A 17684-nucleotide genomic window follows, 5' to 3' on the forward strand; every position below is an offset into this window, starting at 1 on the left:
CCGGAGCAATGGCAATTCTTGACAAACATAAGATCCTCGAGACCAACGCGACCCTTCTGCTGATCTTTAGCTTCCTGGTCGTAACCATCGGTGGCATCGTTCAGATCACCCCGCTGTTCTATCTTGAGAACACCATCGAAAAGGTAGAGGGCATGCGCCCTTACACCCCGCTCGAGATGGCAGGGCGTGAGATCTACATCCGCGAAGGCTGCTATGTCTGCCACAGCCAGATGATCCGCCCTATGCGGGACGAGGTCGAACGTTATGGCCATTATTCGCTGGCGGCCGAGTCGATGTATGACCATCCGTTCCAGTGGGGGTCGAAGCGCACCGGGCCTGATCTGGCCCGCGTGGGTGGCCGTTACTCGGATGACTGGCATGTGCGCCACCTGCGCGATGCACAGTCGGTGGTGCCGGAATCGGTGATGCCGAAATACGGTTTCCTTGAAAACCGCAAGATCGACGGTGAATACATTGGTGACATCATGGCGGTGAACGCTGTTGTTGGAACGCCCTACACCGAAGAGATGTTGGAGAACGCAGTGGCGGACTTCCGCGCTCAGGCCGATCCTGACAGCGATTTTGACGGGTTGCTGGAGCGTTATGGCGACAAGGTCAACGTGCGCAACTTCGATGGTCAGCCCGAACTGACCGAGGCTGATGCGCTGATCGCTTATCTGCAGATGCTGGGCACGCTGGTCGATTTCTCGACCTTCACCCCCGCAGCAAACCGGTAACAGGAGGGTAGGATGGAAGAATACACACTCCTACGGCAATTCGCGGATAGCTGGATGCTATTGCTGCTCTTTGCCTTCTTCATTGGCATCGTGGTCTGGGTTTTCCGGCCCGGCGCCAGCAAGGAATACAAGGACACCGCAAACATCCCCTTCCGGCACGCCGATGCACCTGCACCGCAGCAAGACGAACCCGCCACATCCAAGGAGGCGCGGCAATGAACAAGACACCTGATAAACAGCCGGGTGATCCAAATACAACCGGCCATACCTGGGATGGAATCGAAGAGTTTGACAACCCGATGCCGCGCTGGTGGCTGTGGACCTTCTATGCCACGATCATCTGGGGTGTGATCTACACGATCATGTACCCAGCATGGCCACTGGTTCAATCCGCCACCGCAGGCGTCATGGGGTGGTCATCCCGCGAAGAAGTGCAGAAGGAACTGGTTGCATTTGAAGAGGCCAATGCGCCCTGGAACGTGAAGCTGGTGGAAACCCCGCTCGAGGATATCTCGAAAGATGCCGAGTTGCAGCAATATGCCGTCAACGCAGGCAGCGCGGTGTTCCGCACCTGGTGCGCACAGTGTCATGGTTCGGGTGCGCAGGGTGCAACCGGCTTCCCCAACCTGCTGGATGACGCATGGCTGTGGGGTGGAACTTTGGAAGACATCGAAACCACAGTCAGCTACGGCATCCGTAGTGAGGAAAGCGATGACACCCGCTGGTCCGAAATGCCGGCCTTTGGTGAGCTTCTTGAAAAAGAGGAAATCACCCAAGTGGTTCAATACGTCATGTCTCTGACCAACGCGCAGACCGACGACGCGGCAGCGCAAGCTGGCAAGGTTGTGTTCGAAGACAATTGCTCGGCCTGTCATGGTGAGAATGGTCAGGGGGATGTCTTCCAAGGTGCCCCGAACCTGACCGATGCGATCTGGCTTTATGGCGGAAGTGAGGAGGCCTTGACCGAAACGGTGACATATAGCCGATTTGGCGTGATGCCGCCGTGGGATACCCGCCTGACCGAAGCTCAGATCCGTGCGGTTACGGCCTATGTCCACCAGCTGGGTGGCGGTCAGTAAGCATACAAGAATACCTGCAGGCAGTGCGCTGCCCGCAGGTTCAGGCACCGGCTGCTCGATCTGTTCGCGCGTTTCCTGAGCGGCCGGTGCTTGTATCTGGTGAACAAGGCTGCACTCGGCAGCGGTTCGCTCACCTTATCTTTGCGCGTATCAAAGATTGCCCAGATCCACATCGCGCGGGTTCTTGATCCACCAGTGACTTTCTGGCAGCCAGCGACGTTTGCGGTCGCCTTGCTTTGGTGCGTCTTGGATGCGCGGCGTATCTATTCGGGTCGCAGTCATAAAAGAACGGGCATAAACATTCAGCATGGTTTCTCTCCTGTGCGGAAGCATTTCTGAGAATAGAGATTGACCTTTGACGCGCTGAATGCCACTCAATTACCATTCCAACATGTAAGTATGGATTACATATGGATTGGCTTTCTCTTCCTCCGATGGCCTCACTCAGGGCTTTTGCTGCCTTTGCTGAAAGGCGGAATGTGAGCGATGCCGGTGCCGCGTTGAACGTCAGTCATGCAGCAATCAGCCAACAGCTTCGCGTGCTTGAAAAACACCTTGGTGTTGCGCTTTTAGATCGCACTGGGAAGGCGTTGACCCTGACTGCTGAAGGCGAGCATCTGGCCCGCGCCCTGCAGCTTGGGTTTGGGTCAATCAGTGCTGTTGTTGAAGATCTCATGCGGTCGGGCGAGGCGCGCCCGGTTCATGTGTCTTTGACACCTTCATTCGCCGCATCGTGGTTGATGCCACGCTTGCCCGCGTTTCAGGCCGACTACCCTGATATCAACTTGGCTATCGACCCTTCACCACATCTCGTCACCCTTGCGCCCGGCGGGGTTGATGTCGCAATCCGGTACGGCGCTGGAGGGTGGCCGGGTGTAGATGTTGAGATGTTGCTAAAAACACCTTTTGTCGTCGTGGCAGCGCCTGCTTTGTTAGGGGGCAAAGTCAAGTGGACGCCCGAAGAGCTGAGCCAGTTGCCCTGGTTGGAGGAACTTGGCACCACTGAGGCCAGCAATTGGCTGGCCAAACGGGGTGTAGATCATCCCCCGTTGGCGGGTCGTTTATCCTTGCCAGGCAATCTGCTGTTGGATGGTCTTCGCGCCGGGCAAGGAGTGACGGCCACGGTGCGACATTTCGTCGAACAGGATATCCGCGCCGGGCGCCTGGTCGAGCTCTATGCCGAGCCAGAAAGCAGTGGATACCATGTTTTAACGGCAAAAACACCGCTTAGACCGGCTGTTAAAACCTTTGTTCGTTGGTTGAAGCGACAAGCTGGCGCAGCCCAATAAAAGATGATTGTTCGATGCGCGTTTTGACCCATGTCAAAGTTTGCACCGACGTGATCTGAGAAAACACGCGAGCCAAAGTGCCAATTCTTGGAGCCAGCCAGTGAGCGATTCCGACCCCGCCCCCAGCTTATATGCCGCACGAGAACCTATCTTTCCGCGGCGCGTATCCGGACCATTCCGCAACCTGAAATGGATCATCCTGATCGTGACCTTGGGGATTTACTATTTAACCCCATGGATCCGGTGGGATCGTGGCCCCAGTTTGCCGGATCAAGCGGTGCTGCTGGATTTGGCCAACCGGCGCTTCTATTTCTTCTGGATCGAGATCTGGCCGCATGAGTTCTATTTTGTCGCGGGCCTGCTGATCATGGCTGGGCTTGGACTGTTCCTGTTCACCTCGGCCTTGGGTCGAGTCTGGTGCGGTTATGCCTGCCCGCAAACCGTGTGGACCGACCTGTTCATCCTGGTCGAACGCTGGATCGAGGGGGATCGGAACGCGCGTTTGCGCCTGCAACGACAAGAGAAGCTGGATTTCCGCAAAGCACGCCTGCGCCTGACCAAATGGGCGTCTTGGTTCCTGATCGGTCTACTGACGGGAGGCGCTTGGGTTTTCTATTTCGCCGATGCACCAACTCTGCTGCGCGATCTGGTGACCGGCAATGCGCACCCGGTGGCTTACACAACCGTGTTGATCCTGACCGGCACGACCTTCCTGTTCGGCGGCTTCGCGCGCGAACAGATTTGTATCTATGCCTGCCCCTGGCCTCGCATTCAGGCGGCAATGATGGACGAGGATACTCTGGTCGTTGGCTACCGAGAATGGCGCGGTGAGCCGCGCGGCAAAGGCAAACGCACCGCCGACTCCGAGTTGGGCGATTGCATCGATTGCATGGCCTGTGTGAATGTCTGCCCCGTTGGCATCGATATCCGCGACGGCCAGCAACTTGAGTGCATCACCTGCGCGCTTTGCATCGATGCCTGCGACGACATGATGGCTAAGATCGGCAAGCCGCGTGGTTTGATCGACTATATGGCACTGAGCGATGAACCCAGAGAACGCGAAGGCCATCCGCCCAAGAGCGTTTGGAAACATATCCTACGGCCGCGCACCATCATGTACACGTCACTTTGGTCTGCTGTCGGCTTCGCCTTGCTGTTCGCGCTGTTCATCCGGTCCGATATTGATCTGACCGTCGCTCCTGTCCGCAACCCGACCTTTGTGACATTGTCTGATGGCACCATTCGCAACACCTATGATGTGCGCTTGCGCAACAAACATGGCGAGGATCGGTTGTTCAGCCTGTCACTTGCTGGCGACCCAAGCATGCGGATGGAGATTGAGGGCACAAACCTGCATACTGTAAATGTGACGGCGGATACGGCACAGCTGGTTCGGGTTTATATCGTGGCTTCGGGTGACACCGGCCCCGCTGGTGCGGACACAACGCCCGTTCGGATTTGGGTCGAGGACATCACCAACGGCGAGCGTGCTTACAAAGACACCACGTTCAATGGACGAGGAAATTGATCATGACAGAACGCAAGTTTACGGGAAAACATGCACTGGCCATATTTGTGGGTGCCTTCACAGTCATCATCTCAGTCAACCTGCTGTTGGCCTATAGCGCGGTGAAAACCTTTCCGGGGTTGGAGGTAAAGAACTCCTACGTCGCCAGCCAGAACTTCAACGAACGTCTGCAGGAACAGCGAGCCTTGGGGTGGGACGTACGGGCCGAAACCAAGGGCGGGCTGTTAATTCTGCACATCACTGATGCGACCGGCGCGCCGGTTCAGGTGGCTGAATTGCAGGCGGTTGTAGGGCGCGCGACCCATGTGAAGGATGACTTCTCGCCTGAGTTTACCTTTGATGGCATCGCCTACGCGACACCAGCTGCTTTGGGTAAGGGGAACTGGAATATCCGGCTGGTGGCCCGTGATCATGCGGGGGCTGAGTTTGCACAGCGCGTGCCGCTTTATGTGAAAGGCTGATGGTGTGACGGCGCAAATGCCTTCTGGTACGGCAGGTTGTCCCGGGTGCATCGCAACCCCGGCACAACCTGCGCGCCCGATCCCCGAGGATGTACAGATTGCGCTGTCTTTGCCGAGTATTCACTGTTCGGCCTGTATCGCGAATGTCGAGCGTGCACTGAATGCACATCCCGGGGTCGAGGATGCGCGCGTGAACCTGACCCTCAAACGAGCGATGATCAAAGCTGCGCCCGAGACGCGGGCCGCGGACCTGATCCCGGTTCTGGAACGCGCCGGGTATGAAGCGCATGAGCTGGACTCCGGTGCCCTGTCTGCAACCAGCGCGGATAAGGCGGGTCGGGATCTGTTGATGCGGCTCGCGGTGGCTGGCTTTGCTTCGATGAATGTCATGCTGCTGTCCGTGTCGGTCTGGTCAGGTGCCGCCGATGCGACGCGCGACATGTTCCACTGGATTTCTGCTGCCATCGCCTTGCCAGCTATTGCCTTTTCGGCACAGCCCTTCTTTGCCAATGCTTGGAGCGCCTTGCGTGTTCGACGCCTGAACATGGATGTTCCGATCGTGCTGGCGATCCTGCTGGCCCTTGCGACATCGCTTTGGGAAACGGCGCTGAGCGGAAAACATGCTTATTTTGATGCTGCGCTGACGCTGACATTCTTCCTGCTGGCCGGACGGTATCTGGACTACCGAACCCGTGCGGCGGCGCGCTCGGCAGCTGAGGAGTTGACCGCGCTTGAGGTGCCCCGCGCCATTCGTGTCATTGATGGGGTTGAGGAAGAGGTTGCCGTTTCAGAACTGACCGTGGGTGATCTGATCCTGGTTCGCCCCGGTGGGCGGATGCCAGTGGATGGTCAGATCGTTTCGGGCCAGTCCGAATTAGACCGCTCTTTGCTGACGGGTGAAACCTTGCCTGTCTTTGCCGAAGCCGGCCAAACCGTCAGCGCGGGCGAGGTCAACCTGACCGGCCCCTTGACCATTCAAGCCTCTGCTGTGGGAGAAGACACTTCACTCCACCGTATGGCCGATCTGGTTGCGATCGCAGAATCCGGTCGGTCTCGGTACACGTCGCTGGCCGATAAGGCTGCCAAGCTTTACGCGCCGGGGGTTCACATCCTTTCGGCGCTCAGCTTTTTGGGGTGGTATATCTATTCCGGCGATCTGCGCACTGCATTGAACATTGCTGCGGCGGTGTTGATTATCACCTGTCCCTGCGCCCTGGGGCTGGCCGTGCCTGCGGTGACGACAGCGGCCTCGGGCCGGTTGTTCCGCCGAGGGATGCTGATCAAACACGCAACGGCGCTGGAACGTCTGGCCGAGGTTGACACGGTTGTCTTCGACAAGACCGGCACGCTCACCTCAGGCGCGCCCGAACTGACCAATCTGGGCGACCATTCCCGCGCCGATCTGGAAGTCGCGCTGGCACTGGCCGAGGCATCGGCCCATCCGCTATCGGTCGCATTGGCACAGGCAGCGCGGGCTGCGGGTGTCAAACCTGCCGGGGTGAAGGATATCGTTGAGGTGCCGGGTTACGGCACCGAAGGTCAATATCGCGGTCAGCGGGTTCGCCTGGGCCGGGCGGCTTGGGTGGGGGCTGAGCAAGGGTCCGAGACTTCAGCGTGGCTGTCGGTCGGATCAAATCCCCCCAAGGCTTTCAACTTCTCAGACACGCTACGGCCCGGAGCGGCAGAGGCGGTCAAAGCATTTGCGAGGACTGGAAAGCAGATCATGCTGATCTCGGGCGATTCCAAAGGTGCTGTTGAGGCCTTGGCCAACAAGCTGGGCATCCAAAACTGGATCGCCGAGGCGCTGCCGCAAGACAAGGCCCAGCGTATTCAGGAACTCAGTGATCAGGGTCGGCATGTGCTGATGGTCGGTGATGGCTTGAACGACACGGCCGCGCTGGCTGCGGCGCATGTCTCGATCTCTCCGGCTTCGGCGTTGGATGCCGCACGCGTCGCGTCAGACATCGTTTTGCTGGGCACCGATCTGTCGCCCATCGCGGACGCTTGCGATACCGCCGTCAAAGCCACCAAACGGATTCGCGAGAACTTCCGCATCGCCACCGTCTATAATGTTATCGCAGTCCCGCTGGCCGTTGCTGGTTTGGCGACGCCACTGATAGCGGCCTTGGCGATGTCGACCTCGTCCATTACCGTATCCCTGAACGCCCTGCGGCTGAGGTAACCTCGAATGGAAGTGCTCGCCTATCTGATCCCGATTTCCCTTTTTCTGGGCGGCGTTGGCTTAGTTGCGTTTGTTTACACGGTCCGTTCGAACCAGTACGAGGATCCCGAGGGCGACGCCCGCCGGATTCTCAGCGAGGAATGGGACGATAAGCCCAAGCCGTAACCGCGTCGCATCGACCAAGCAGAGTTGATCCGAACCGCCCTTGAAATTGCCGCAATGCCCAGCTATGTCCGGCCTATCCGCTAGCAGAGAGACCAAGCCACATGGCCACCACCAACCCGATCCAGTTCATTCAGCAAGTCCGTGCCGAAGTTTCCAAGGTCGTCTGGCCGACCCGGCGTGAGGTGCTGTTGACCACGGTTATGGTGTTCATCATGGCCGCCCTGACCGCTGCCTTCTTTGCGCTGGTCGATCTGGGCATTCGCGGGGGTCTTCAGCTGGTGCTGGGCGCGTTCAGCTAAGGCAGTTTGGGCGGGTGGAAACACCACTGCCCCCTTGCACAGCACGGCGTGTCAGAGTAGGTGACATGACTATTCGGAATGGGCGTGCGGCGAATCAGGTTGCGCGCCGCTTTTTATTCCGGGTCACGCAATTGAATTTCAACGCGGGGCGCGCGGCTTGCCGCCTCGGAGCTAAACAAGGACGACAGGTTCATGGCGAAACGGTGGTACTCGGTCAGCGTTCTTTCGAATTTCGAAAAGAAGATCGCAGAGCAGATCCGCACGTCGGTGGCTGAACAGGGCCTTGAAGACGATATCGACGAAGTGCTGGTGCCCACCGAAGAGGTGATCGAAGTGCGTCGGGGCAAGAAAGTCACGACCGAGCGTCGGTTCATGCCGGGCTATGTTCTGGTGCATATGGAAATGTCCGATCAGGGCTATCACCTGATCAACTCGATCAACCGCGTCACCGGCTTCCTCGGTCCTCAAGGCCGCCCGATGCCGATGCGCGACGCCGAGGTGAACCAGATCCTCAACCGCGTTCAGGAGGGTGAAGAAGCGCCCAAGCTGATGATCACCTTCGAGGTGGGCGAGAAGGTCAAAGTCAACGACGGCCCGTTCGAGGATTTCGACGGTATGGTCGAAGGCGTGGACGACGAGGCGCAGAAGCTGAAAGTGTCTGTTTCGATCTTTGGCCGCGAAACCCCGGTCGAGCTGGACTTCACGCAGGTTACGAAGCAAAGTTAACGTCTCTTTTGGGTTCGATTCCCCGAGCTGAGCTAGACCACCAAGTCATTCAATAGCAGCAAGGCAATTCTGGCTGCTATATACTCTTCTTGTGCCAGAGGCTCATCTGCTGCTAACTTGTTGTCAAGCAAAAGACATCTGTCTCGCCGCCTGGCTAGCTGGATAGGCAGACCATTCAGACACTACGGTTTGGGAGGAGTTTGTTATGGCACCCAGTGCCAACGGTTCCACATCACCGAAAAATCTGACACCGCAACAAGAGGACGTGCCCGAGGTCAATCGTCTAACAAAGGATGATATTACCGCTTCGCTCAGAGCGGGGTTTTCTGACTTTCTCGCGCGCCCCCTCATGAGCGGTTTCTTTGGCCTTTTCTATGCGGTTTTCGGAATCCTATTTGTTTGGTGTCTGGTCTGGCTTGGTAAGATTTGGATGATTATTCCCGCAGCCATAGGCTTCCCGCTGGTCGCGCCGTTCGCTGCAGCTGGGCTCTATGAGATGTCCCGACGGCTGGAGAAGGGAGAGGAATTCAGCTGGTCTGACATCCTCAAAACCATGGCCAATCAGCGCAATCGTGAAATGGGCTGGATGGCATTTGTTACGTTGTTCATTTTCTGGGTCTGGACCTACCAGATCAGGCTTTGGCTAGCGATCATTCTGCAAAATGCATCATTCTCTGACTTTGAAGGGTTTATAAATTCGGTATTCTTCACGCCACAGGGTTGGACTTTCCTTGCAATTGGCACTTGCGTCGGAGCCTTTCTGTCAGCCGTTTTGTTCTCTGTGACCGTCGTCGCGATGCCGATGCTGCTCGACCGCGAAACAAATTTTGTTTCCGCGATGCTTACGTCCATTCGCGTTGTCACCGAGAACCCCGTTGTCATGTTAGGCTGGGCAGCGATCATTTCGATTACCATGTTGTTGTCTTTGGTTCCGGCATTTCTGGGTCTTATCTTTACTCTGCCGATCCTTGGCCATACCACGTGGCATCTCTATAAGCGGGCTGTGTCACCATCTGAGATATGAGATCCTTCGCAATAGGCAAAGAAACCCACCTGAGCAAAACTTGCCTTTAGGTTTGATCAAGTGGGGAGAATTCAGGATGCCACCCACTTGCCAACCCATACATTCCCCTATAAACGCCGCCTCTATCGTCTTCGGGCGAGATTCTCTCGTGGGAGGTTGCTGGGATCGCGATCCCGGGCCGGACCACGCAACATAAACCGGGTGGGACGCGTCCCACCTACGTTGAAAGGAAAACCAAATGGCCAAGAAGCTTGCTGGTACAATGAAACTGCAGGTTCCTGCAGGTCAGGCGAACCCGTCGCCGCCAGTTGGTCCGGCGCTGGGTCAGCGCGGCATCAACATCATGGAATTCTGCAAGGCATTTAACGCCAAGACCGCAGACATGGAGCCCGGCGCTCCGTGCCCGACCGTGATCACCTATTATCAGGACAAGTCCTTCACCATGGACATCAAGACGCCGCCCGCGTCTTACTACCTGAAAAAAGCGGCTGGTCTGAAGCCGGTTGGCAAGCGGAACCGTCCTCGCGGCGCGGAAAACCCCGGTCGTGAGACCGTGGCAACCGTGACCTCGAAGCAGGTTCGCGAAATCGCCGAAGCCAAAATGAAAGATCTGAACGCCAACGACGTCGAAGGCGCAATGCAGATCATCCAGGGCTCGGCCCGCTCTATGGGCATCGAGGTGAAGTAAGATGGCAAAACTCGGTAAACGTACCCGCGCTGCGCGCGAAGCTGTCGCTGGCAAGGAAAACCTGTCGGTTGAAGAAGCTGTTTCCCTGGTCAAAGGCAACGCGACCTCGAAATTCGACGAGACCATCGAGATCGCTCTTAACCTGGGCGTCGATACCCGTCACGCGGACCAGATGGTTCGCGGCGTCGTCGGTCTGCCGAACGGCACCGGCAAAGCGATGCGTGTTGCGGTATTTGCGCGTGGCCCCAAGGCTGACGAAGCAAAAGAAGCTGGCGCAGATATCGTTGGCGCAGAAGACCTGATGGAAACCATCCAGGGCGGCACCATCGAATTCGATCGTTGCATTGCAACCCCTGACATGATGCCCATCGTTGGCCGTCTGGGTAAAGTTCTGGGCCCTCGCAACCTGATGCCAAACCCCAAAGTTGGCACCGTGACCATGGACGTGAAAGCGGCCGTGGAAGCAGCCAAAGGTGGTGAAGTTCAGTTCAAAGCGGAAAAAGGCGGCGTTGTGCACGCCGGTGTTGGCAAAGCGTCGTTTGACGAAGCCAAGCTGGTCGAAAACGTCCGTGCCTTCATCTCGGCTGTGGCTAAGGCCAAGCCGTCGGGCGCTAAAGGTACTTACATGAAGAAAATCGCGCTGAGCTCGACCATGGGCCCCGGCGTGACACTGGATGTGGCAGCTGCGTCGGGCGAATAAGCCCTCGGCATCTAGCCATCAGTATTAAGACCCGGGTGGTGCGAACTGCCCGGGTTTTTTTGTCTGCTACAGGAATATCTGTTTCAGGCGAGCTTCTAACAGGTCGCGCTTGCGCTCTTCAAACTGGCTGCAAATGAAGTCTGGCCGCCAGAGGCGTAGCCAGTCCTTAAGTAGGCGGCCACGCAGGCAGCAATCCAGGATCTCGATATCGATTGGGTGGCGGTAGAGTTTGAAGAACATCTGTTTGTTGGTCTTGAGCATACCGCTCCGATCGACCTCCTGCAGAGTGGCGCTGCGAAAGATGTCGGCTTTAACAAAATCGACGATGTCGTAGACGGCCAGCTTGTCGCGCGCTTCGGTGAAGTCGAGGCCGATGGTGGTGCCCTGACCCATGATCAGATTGAGCCCGTGGAAATCCCCGTGCGAAAACACCCGCAGATCGGGCCGGTTTCGCAGCCGTGCGGCCTCGGTCAGAAACGTGTCGACCATGGGTTGGCTGATTGGAGTGATATGATCCGGGACCAAGGTCGACAATTCGCGGATGTTGTCGGTCATCCAGCGGGGCCGGAACGCGTATTGAACTGGGTTCTGCAGGCTGTGGAGATGATGCAGCCAGGCACCGGCCCGGCGATAGACCTGCGCAACCTGTTTGTCATCGTCGCTGTTATAGATCACATCGACGGCGGTGGGTCGGTCTATATACTCAGTCACCATGTAGGCGCCGCCGGGGGCTAAAAAAACAGGCCGCACGACGCGGCCGGATTCGTGTCCTTTGAAATGGTCGAAGACCCGGTTGAGTGTTTCGAACTCTCTGCCCAGACGCCCCGATTCAGGTGAGACCGTATCAATCTTTAGGGCAAAGTCCTGACCCGGTGTTTCCACCTTCATTACTAGCCGGGACCCTGGAAACCCGTGAGAGCGATAGACGCATTCCAAGCCAGTGATGCGGTCGTTTAGTTGGTGTCGAGCAAACTCACTGGCGAAGCCCGATGCCATGTCGTATTCGGAAATCGTGAGTGTCGGCATCGTCTGGCGTTTATGTGCTGTTTGTCTGAGCGTGGTCGGCGCGTCCGACAAGACAAGAGCGTCAGTCCTGTGTCAATGGTTCTAGCTTAGGTGGCAGAGGCTAACGATAGGCGCGATTGATTGCGCGGACGTGCAATTTACCTCTTGGAAACTGGGCGCGTCTGCCCTAAGTAGACCTGCGGAACAAAGCGTGCGATTCGTCGTGCGCTTTCTTTCGTTTCGTCCAAGACGGTGGGTGGTGTCATCTGATCCCTTAATTTCCTGCCTGAGACGGGTAAGACCAAAGAATTCTGAGGGTCCCACCCTCGGGCGCATTTTGGCCAATCCCGTAACAACGGACCTGAACGCCGGGGGCTTGCCCGCGGCAAATATGAGCCGGGGTGAGGTATCGCCCCTAACTTGGAGAGAACTGTGGATAGAGCCCAGAAAGAGAAAGTGGTCGAGGAACTCGGCCAAATCTTCGAAAGCTCTGGCGTCGTAGTGGTTGCCCATTACGCCGGTCTGACAGTTGCCGAGATGCAGGACCTTCGCGCACGTGCTCGTGACGCGGGTGGTTCCGTGCGTGTTGCCAAGAACAGGCTCGCCAAAATCGCCCTTGAGGGTAAGCCGTGTGAAAACATGGCCGACCTGCTGACAGGGATGACCGTTCTGACCTATTCCGAGGACCCTGTGGCAGCAGCCAAAGTGGCCGAGGACTACGCCAAAGAGAACCAAAAGTTCGAAATTCTTGGCGGTGCGATGGGTGAGAACGCTCTGGACCGGGCTGGTGTTACAGCCGTGTCGAAAATGCCGTCGCGTGAAGAGCTTATTGCTACGATCGCTGGTATGCTTGGCGCGCCTGCTTCGAACATCGCCGGCGCAATTGGCGCACCTGCAAGCAACATCGCAAGCATCCTTTCCACCATCGAAGAGAAGGCGGAAGCTGCGTAAGCGGTTGGCACTGAATGATCTGCGTAGGGAAAACTCCCTGACGTTGGAACACACACTGTAAACGGAAAGAGCTGATACAATGGCTGATCTGAAAGCACTCGCAGAAAGCATCGTGGGTCTGACCCTGCTGGAAGCACAAGAACTGAAAACCATCCTCAAAGACGAGTACGGCATCGAGCCCGCAGCTGGCGGCGCCGTCATGGTCGCAGGCGCAGCTGGCGATGCCGGCGGTGCAGCTGAGGAAGAAAAAACCGAATTCGACGTCGTTCTGAAGAACGCCGGCGCTTCGAAAATCAACGTGATCAAAGAAGTTCGCGGCATCACCGGTCTGGGCCTGAAAGAAGCCAAAGAGCTGGTCGAAGCTGGCGGCAAGATCAAAGAAGGCGTGGACAAAGCCGAAGCCGAAGAGATCAAAGGCAAGCTGGAAGCAGCTGGCGCCGAGGTCGAACTGGCCTAAGTCAGTCCGCTGGCACATCACTGATGTGCCTGGAAATTTGGCTGGGTCCGGAGAAATCCGGGTCCAGCCGAACCTGTCTTAGAAAGGACCTCAGGATGTGGGGTGTTTTCTAAGACACGGTTTTCGGATCGGGAGGCCGCCTTCGGGACGGTGGCCACGAATTGATCCGGACGTGTTGTCTCGATTGTGCAAGATGCCGGGGCCCGACGGTGTCTTTGCCCGCTGAGAACATCGAAAGGTGACATCTGACATGGCTCAAACGTTCCTTGGCCAGAAACGTCTTCGTAAATATTACGGCAAAATCCGTGAAGTTTTGGAAATGCCGAACCTCATTGAGGTGCAGAAATCTTCTTATGATCTTTTCCTGCGCTCCGGTGATGCTGAACAGCCCACAGACGGCGAAGGCATCAAAGGCGTGTTTCAGTCGGTTTTCCCGATCAAGGATTTCAACGAAACCTCCGTTCTGGAGTTTGTGAAATACGATCTGGAAAAACCCAAATACGACGTCGAAGAGTGCATGCAGCGCGACATGACCTACAGCGCGCCGCTAAAGGTCACTCTGCGTCTGATCGTGTTTGATGTCGACGAGGACACTGGCGCGAAATCGGTCAAAGACATCAAGGAACAGGACGTGTTCATGGGCGATATGCCCCTGATGACGCCGAACGGGACGTTCATCGTGAACGGCACCGAGCGTGTGATCGTGTCTCAGATGCACCGTTCGCCCGGTGTGTTCTTTGATCACGACAAAGGTAAAACCCATTCCTCGGGCAAGTTGTTGTTTGCATGCCGCATCATCCCGTATCGCGGCAGCTGGCTGGACTTTGAGTTCGACGCCAAAGACATCGTATTCGCCCGTATCGACCGTCGTCGCAAACTGCCTGTGACAACCCTGCTCTATGCGCTGGGTCTGGATCAGGAAGCGATCATGGATGCTTACTACAACACCGTGTCCTACAAGCTGGACAAGAAGAAAGGCTGGGTCACGCCATTCTTCCCCGAGCGCGTACGCGGTACCCGCCCAACCTATGATCTGGTCGACGCGAAATCCGGTGAAGTGATTGCCGAAGCAGGCAAGAAAGTCACCCCGCGCGCGGTCAAGAAACTGATCGACGAAGGCAGCGTCACCAACCTGTTGGTGCCCTTCGACAACATCGTCGGCAAGTATGTCGCCAAGGACATCATCAACGAAGAAACCGGTGCGATCTATGTCGAAGCCGGTGATGAGCTGACGCTGGAATATGACAAAGACGGCGATCTGATCGGCGGCACCGCGAAAGAGCTTATCGACGCGGGCGTCACTGACATTCCGGTTCTGGACATCGACAACGTCAATGTTGGCCCCTACATGCGCAACACCATGGCTCAGGACAAGAACATGAGCCGCGAAACCGCGCTCATGGACATCTACCGCGTCATGCGTCCGGGTGAGCCGCCCACCGTCGAAGCTGCGTCGGCTCTGTTCGACACCCTGTTCTTCGACAGCGAGCGGTATGACCTGTCCGCCGTTGGACGCGTGAAAATGAACATGCGTCTGGCTCTGGACGCGCCGGATACCCTGCGCACCCTGCGCCGCGAGGATATCGTGGCCTGCATCAAAGCGCTGGTTGAACTGCGTGACGGCAAAGGCGACGTGGACGATATCGACCACCTCGGCAACCGTCGTGTGCGTTCGGTCGGCGAACTGATGGAAAACCAGTACCGTGTTGGCCTGCTGCGCATGGAGCGCGCGATCAAAGAGCGTATGTCGTCGGTCGAGATCGACACCGTGATGCCTCAGGATCTGATCAACGCGAAACCGGCTGCAGCTGCTGTTCGCGAATTCTTCGGCTCGTCGCAGCTGTCGCAGTTCATGGACCAGACCAACCCGCTGTCCGAGGTCACCCACAAACGCCGTCTCTCGGCGCTTGGCCCCGGTGGTCTGACGCGCGAACGTGCGGGCTTTGAGGTGCGCGACGTACACCCGACCCACTATGGCCGGATGTGCCCGATTGAAACGCCTGAAGGTCCGAACATCGGTCTGATCAACTCGCTGGCCACCTTTGCCCGCGTGAACAAGTATGGCTTCATCGAAACACCGTATCGCGTCGTCAAAGACGCCGAGGTGACCGATGAGGTTCATTACATGTCCGCGACCGAGGAAATGCGTCACACTGTGGCGCAGGCGAACGCGACGCTGGATGCGGATGGCAAGTTCATCAACGATCTGGTGTCGACCCGTCAGGCCGGTGACTACACCCTCGCCCCGCGCGAGAATGTGGACCTGATCGACGTAAGCCCGAAACAGCTGGTATCGGTCGCTGCATCGCTGATCCCGTTCCTTGAAAATGACGACGCCAACCGCGCTCTGATGGGCTCGAACATGCAACGTCAGGCGGTTCCGCTGCTGCGGGCCGAGGCACCGCTGGTCGGTACCGGGATCGAGGAAAAGGTTGCGATCGACTCGGGTGCTGCGATTCAGGCGAAACGCGCCGGTATCATCGACCAGGTCGATGCCCAGCGTATCGTTATCCGCGCCACCGAAGATCTGGAACTGGGCGACGCTGGCGTTGACATCTATCGTCTGCGCAAGTTCCAGCGTTCGAACCAGAACACCTGCATCAACCAGCGTCCGCTGATCAAGGTGGGTGACACCGTCCAGAAGGGCGAGGTCATTGCCGACGGTCCGTCGACTGATATGGGTGAACTGGCCCTGGGTAAGAACGTGGTTGTCGCGTTCATGCCGTGGAACGGTTACAACTACGAAGACTCGATCCTGATTTCGGAACGTATCGCGCGTGATGACGTCTTTACTTCGGTCCATATCGAGGAGTTTGAAGTCGCCGCCCGTGATACCAAGCTGGGCCCGGAAGAGATCACCCGCGACATCCCGAACGTTGGTGAAGAAGCGCTGCGCAACCTCGACGAGGCGGGCATCGTTTACATCGGTGCGGATGTTGAGCCGGGCGATATTCTGGTCGGCAAGATCACTCCGAAGGGCGAAAGCCCGATGACCCCGGAAGAAAAGCTGCTGCGCGCCATCTTTGGTGAGAAAGCATCTGACGTGCGCGACACCTCGCTGCGCGTGAAGCCGGGCGACTACGGTACGGTCGTTGAGGTCCGCGTCTTCAACCGTCACGGCGTCGAGAAAGACGAACGTGCGCTGCAGATCGAGCGTGAGGAAGTTGAACGTCTGGCCCGTGACCGGGACGACGAGCTGGCAATCCTTGACCGCAACATCTATGCGCGTCTACAGGGCCTGATCCTGGGTAAAACCGCTGTGAAAGGCCCGAAAGGCGTCAAGGCAGGGTCGGTGATCACCGAGGACCTGCTGGAAACCCTGACCCGTGGACAGTGGTGGCAGCTGGCGCTGGAAGGTGAGCAGGACGCACAGATCGTCGAAGCTCTGAACGAGCAGTACGAAGTGCAAAAGCGTGCTCTGGACGCCCGTTTTGAAGACAAGGTCGAAAAGGTCCGCCGTGGCGACGACCTGCCGCCGGGTGTGATGAAGATGGTCAAAGTCTTCATCGCCGTGAAGCGCAAGCTGCAGCCGGGCGACAAGATGGCCGGTCGTCACGGGAACAAAGGTGTGATCTCCAAGGTTGTTCCGATGGAAGACATGCCGTTCCTGGCCGATGGTACTCCGGTCGACTTCTGTCTGAACCCGCTGGGTGTGCCTTCGCGTATGAACGTTGGTCAGATCCTTGAAACCCATATGGGTTGGGCCGCGCGCGGTCTGGGTCTGAACATCGATGACGCTCTGGGTGAATACCGCCGCTCTGGCGACCTGACCCCGGTGCGCGAAGCGATGAAGCTGGCTTACGGTGAGAATGTCTACGAAGAAGGCATCACCGGTCTGGACGAGGATGGCCTGATCGAGGCTGCGGGCAACGTGACCCGCGGTGTTCCGATCGCAACCCCGGTCTTCGACGGCGCCAAAGAGGCGGACGTCAACGACGCGCTGGTGCGTGCAGGCTTCTCGGAAAGCGGTCAGTCGGTTCTGTTCGACGGTCGTACCGGTGAGCAATTCGCGCGTCCGGTGACCGTGGGCATCAAGTACCTGCTGAAACTGCACCACCTGGTGGACGACAAAATCCACGCGCGTTCGACCGGGCCGTACAGCCTGGTGACCCAGCAGCCGCTGGGCGGTAAGGCGCAGTTCGGTGGTCAGCGCTTTGGTGAGATGGAAGTCTGGGCTCTGGAAGCTTATGGCGCCGCCTACACCCTGCAGGAGATGCTGACGGTGAAATCGGATGACGTCGCCGGCCGGACCAAGGTCTATGAGTCGATCGTCAAGGGCGAGGATAACTTTGAAGCGGGCGTACCGGAATCGTTCAACGTTCTGGTTAAAGAAGTCCGTGGCCTCGGCCTGAATATGGAACTCCTGGATGCGGAGGTTGAGGAGTGAGGGCGC

General features: G+C 57.6%; 18 protein-coding genes. 16 read left to right on the forward strand and 2 right to left on the reverse strand.

Annotation, left to right across the window (positions count from 1 at the left end; all coding sequences use genetic code 11):
* Positions 1 to 8 precede the first annotated feature (8 nt).
* The 3 genes from ccoO to ccoP are packed head-to-tail and all read left to right on the forward strand — an operon-like array spanning position 9 to position 1816.
* Positions 9 to 737: a cytochrome-c oxidase, cbb3-type subunit II gene (gene ccoO, locus ACR0KG_RS02735; RefSeq protein ID WP_480545445.1), complete on the forward strand. Its 729-nt coding sequence runs from the start codon at positions 9 to 11 to the stop codon at positions 735 to 737.
* Between the two features lie 12 nt (positions 738 to 749).
* A complete protein-coding gene (locus ACR0KG_RS02740) occupies positions 750 to 956 on the forward strand; it encodes a cbb3-type cytochrome c oxidase subunit 3 (protein ID WP_480826419.1) in 207 nt (68 codons plus the stop codon).
* On the forward strand, positions 953 to 1816 hold the full coding sequence (ccoP, locus tag ACR0KG_RS02745) for a cytochrome-c oxidase, cbb3-type subunit III (RefSeq protein ID WP_480545442.1): 864 nt from the start codon (positions 953 to 955) through the stop codon (positions 1814 to 1816). The genes ACR0KG_RS02740 and ccoP overlap by 4 nt, the downstream gene beginning before the upstream one ends.
* 150 nt (positions 1817 to 1966) lie before the next feature.
* On the opposite strand, the gene ACR0KG_RS02750 is transcribed toward ccoP, so the two are convergent.
* Positions 1967 to 2125, reverse strand: a complete 159-nt coding sequence (locus ACR0KG_RS02750) for a hypothetical protein (protein ID WP_480545440.1) — start codon at positions 2123 to 2125, stop codon at positions 1967 to 1969.
* A 101-nt stretch (positions 2126 to 2226) separates the two neighbouring features.
* On the opposite strand from ACR0KG_RS02750, the gene ACR0KG_RS02755 reads away from it, so the two are divergent.
* The 10 genes from ACR0KG_RS02755 to rplA all read left to right on the forward strand — a co-directional run bounded on the left by ACR0KG_RS02755 (position 2227) and on the right by rplA (position 10878).
* Positions 2227 to 3105: a LysR family transcriptional regulator gene (locus ACR0KG_RS02755; RefSeq protein WP_480826420.1), complete on the forward strand. Its 879-nt coding sequence runs from the start codon at positions 2227 to 2229 to the stop codon at positions 3103 to 3105.
* A 100-nt stretch (positions 3106 to 3205) separates the two neighbouring features.
* On the forward strand, positions 3206 to 4633 hold the full coding sequence (gene ccoG, locus ACR0KG_RS02760; protein WP_480826421.1) for a cytochrome c oxidase accessory protein CcoG: 1428 nt from the start codon (positions 3206 to 3208) through the stop codon (positions 4631 to 4633).
* Between the two features lie 2 nt (positions 4634 to 4635).
* Positions 4636 to 5094: a FixH family protein gene (locus ACR0KG_RS02765; RefSeq protein ID WP_480826422.1), complete on the forward strand. Its 459-nt coding sequence runs from the start codon at positions 4636 to 4638 to the stop codon at positions 5092 to 5094.
* 16 nt (positions 5095 to 5110) lie between these two features.
* On the forward strand, positions 5111 to 7276 hold the full coding sequence (locus ACR0KG_RS02770) for a heavy metal translocating P-type ATPase (protein WP_480826423.1): 2166 nt from the start codon (positions 5111 to 5113) through the stop codon (positions 7274 to 7276).
* 6 nt (positions 7277 to 7282) lie between these two features.
* Entirely contained in the window at positions 7283 to 7441 is a 159-nt protein-coding gene (ccoS, locus tag ACR0KG_RS02775) for a cbb3-type cytochrome oxidase assembly protein CcoS (RefSeq protein WP_170533173.1), read from the forward strand.
* 101 nt (positions 7442 to 7542) lie between these two features.
* A complete protein-coding gene (gene secE, locus ACR0KG_RS02780; protein WP_170533170.1) occupies positions 7543 to 7740 on the forward strand; it encodes a preprotein translocase subunit SecE in 198 nt (65 codons plus the stop codon).
* A 192-nt stretch (positions 7741 to 7932) separates the two neighbouring features.
* A complete protein-coding gene (nusG, locus tag ACR0KG_RS02785) occupies positions 7933 to 8466 on the forward strand; it encodes a transcription termination/antitermination protein NusG (RefSeq protein WP_170533167.1) in 534 nt (177 codons plus the stop codon).
* Between the two features lie 205 nt (positions 8467 to 8671).
* Positions 8672 to 9490, forward strand: a complete 819-nt coding sequence (locus ACR0KG_RS02790; RefSeq protein WP_480826424.1) for a DUF2189 domain-containing protein — start codon at positions 8672 to 8674, stop codon at positions 9488 to 9490.
* A gap of 238 nt (positions 9491 to 9728) precedes the next feature.
* Complete coding sequence (gene rplK, locus ACR0KG_RS02795) at positions 9729 to 10178, forward strand: 50S ribosomal protein L11 (RefSeq protein ID WP_480826425.1); 450 nt, start codon at positions 9729 to 9731, stop codon at positions 10176 to 10178.
* 1 nt (position 10179) lies between these two features.
* The gene (gene rplA, locus ACR0KG_RS02800) at positions 10180 to 10878 is read left to right on the forward strand and encodes a 50S ribosomal protein L1 (RefSeq protein WP_170590383.1); all 699 of its coding nucleotides are present in this window, start codon (positions 10180 to 10182) and stop codon (positions 10876 to 10878) included.
* Positions 10879 to 10944: 66 nt separating this feature from the next.
* Here the strand turns inward: rplA and ACR0KG_RS02805 are convergent, their stop codons facing one another.
* Positions 10945 to 11766, reverse strand: coding sequence for a phosphotransferase (locus ACR0KG_RS02805; RefSeq protein WP_480826426.1), 822 nt, complete (start codon positions 11764 to 11766; stop codon positions 10945 to 10947).
* Between the two features lie 549 nt (positions 11767 to 12315).
* Between ACR0KG_RS02805 and rplJ the strand changes: the two genes are divergently transcribed.
* The 3 genes from rplJ to rpoB all read left to right on the forward strand — a co-directional run bounded on the left by rplJ (position 12316) and on the right by rpoB (position 17678).
* Positions 12316 to 12834, forward strand: a complete 519-nt coding sequence (gene rplJ / locus ACR0KG_RS02810; RefSeq protein WP_170533156.1) for a 50S ribosomal protein L10 — start codon at positions 12316 to 12318, stop codon at positions 12832 to 12834.
* Between the two features lie 79 nt (positions 12835 to 12913).
* Positions 12914 to 13291: a 50S ribosomal protein L7/L12 gene (gene rplL, locus ACR0KG_RS02815; protein WP_353009219.1), complete on the forward strand. Its 378-nt coding sequence runs from the start codon at positions 12914 to 12916 to the stop codon at positions 13289 to 13291.
* A 250-nt stretch (positions 13292 to 13541) separates the two neighbouring features.
* On the forward strand, positions 13542 to 17678 hold the full coding sequence (gene rpoB, locus ACR0KG_RS02820) for a DNA-directed RNA polymerase subunit beta (protein WP_480550848.1): 4137 nt from the start codon (positions 13542 to 13544) through the stop codon (positions 17676 to 17678).
* The last annotated feature ends 6 nt before the right edge of the window (positions 17679 to 17684 follow it).

The sequence above is a fragment of the Ruegeria sp. H4 genome (genome assembly GCF_056533065.1).

What these genes read in the sequence shown, in the direction of transcription:
- ccoO (WP_480545445.1), top strand. Translation starts at nt 9, where the DNA reads ATGGCAATTCTTGACAAACATAAGATCCTCGAGACCAACGCGACCCTT.
- ACR0KG_RS02740 (WP_480826419.1), top strand. Translation starts at nt 750, where the DNA reads ATGGAAGAATACACACTCCTACGGCAATTCGCGGATAGCTGGATGCTA.
- ccoP (WP_480545442.1), top strand. Translation starts at nt 953, where the DNA reads ATGAACAAGACACCTGATAAACAGCCGGGTGATCCAAATACAACCGGC.
- ACR0KG_RS02750 (WP_480545440.1), bottom strand. Translation starts at nt 2,125, where the DNA reads ATGCTGAATGTTTATGCCCGTTCTTTTATGACTGCGACCCGAATAGAT.
- ACR0KG_RS02755 (WP_480826420.1), top strand. Translation starts at nt 2,227, where the DNA reads ATGGATTGGCTTTCTCTTCCTCCGATGGCCTCACTCAGGGCTTTTGCT.
- ACR0KG_RS02765 (WP_480826422.1), top strand. Translation starts at nt 4,636, where the DNA reads ATGACAGAACGCAAGTTTACGGGAAAACATGCACTGGCCATATTTGTG.
- ACR0KG_RS02770 (WP_480826423.1), top strand. Translation starts at nt 5,111, where the DNA reads ATGCCTTCTGGTACGGCAGGTTGTCCCGGGTGCATCGCAACCCCGGCA.
- ccoS (WP_170533173.1), top strand. Translation starts at nt 7,283, where the DNA reads ATGGAAGTGCTCGCCTATCTGATCCCGATTTCCCTTTTTCTGGGCGGC.
- secE (WP_170533170.1), top strand. Translation starts at nt 7,543, where the DNA reads ATGGCCACCACCAACCCGATCCAGTTCATTCAGCAAGTCCGTGCCGAA.
- nusG (WP_170533167.1), top strand. Translation starts at nt 7,933, where the DNA reads ATGGCGAAACGGTGGTACTCGGTCAGCGTTCTTTCGAATTTCGAAAAG.
- ACR0KG_RS02790 (WP_480826424.1), top strand. Translation starts at nt 8,672, where the DNA reads ATGGCACCCAGTGCCAACGGTTCCACATCACCGAAAAATCTGACACCG.
- rplK (WP_480826425.1), top strand. Translation starts at nt 9,729, where the DNA reads ATGGCCAAGAAGCTTGCTGGTACAATGAAACTGCAGGTTCCTGCAGGT.
- rplA (WP_170590383.1), top strand. Translation starts at nt 10,180, where the DNA reads ATGGCAAAACTCGGTAAACGTACCCGCGCTGCGCGCGAAGCTGTCGCT.
- ACR0KG_RS02805 (WP_480826426.1), bottom strand. Translation starts at nt 11,766, where the DNA reads ATGAAGGTGGAAACACCGGGTCAGGACTTTGCCCTAAAGATTGATACG.
- rplL (WP_353009219.1), top strand. Translation starts at nt 12,914, where the DNA reads ATGGCTGATCTGAAAGCACTCGCAGAAAGCATCGTGGGTCTGACCCTG.
- rpoB (WP_480550848.1), top strand. Translation starts at nt 13,542, where the DNA reads ATGGCTCAAACGTTCCTTGGCCAGAAACGTCTTCGTAAATATTACGGC.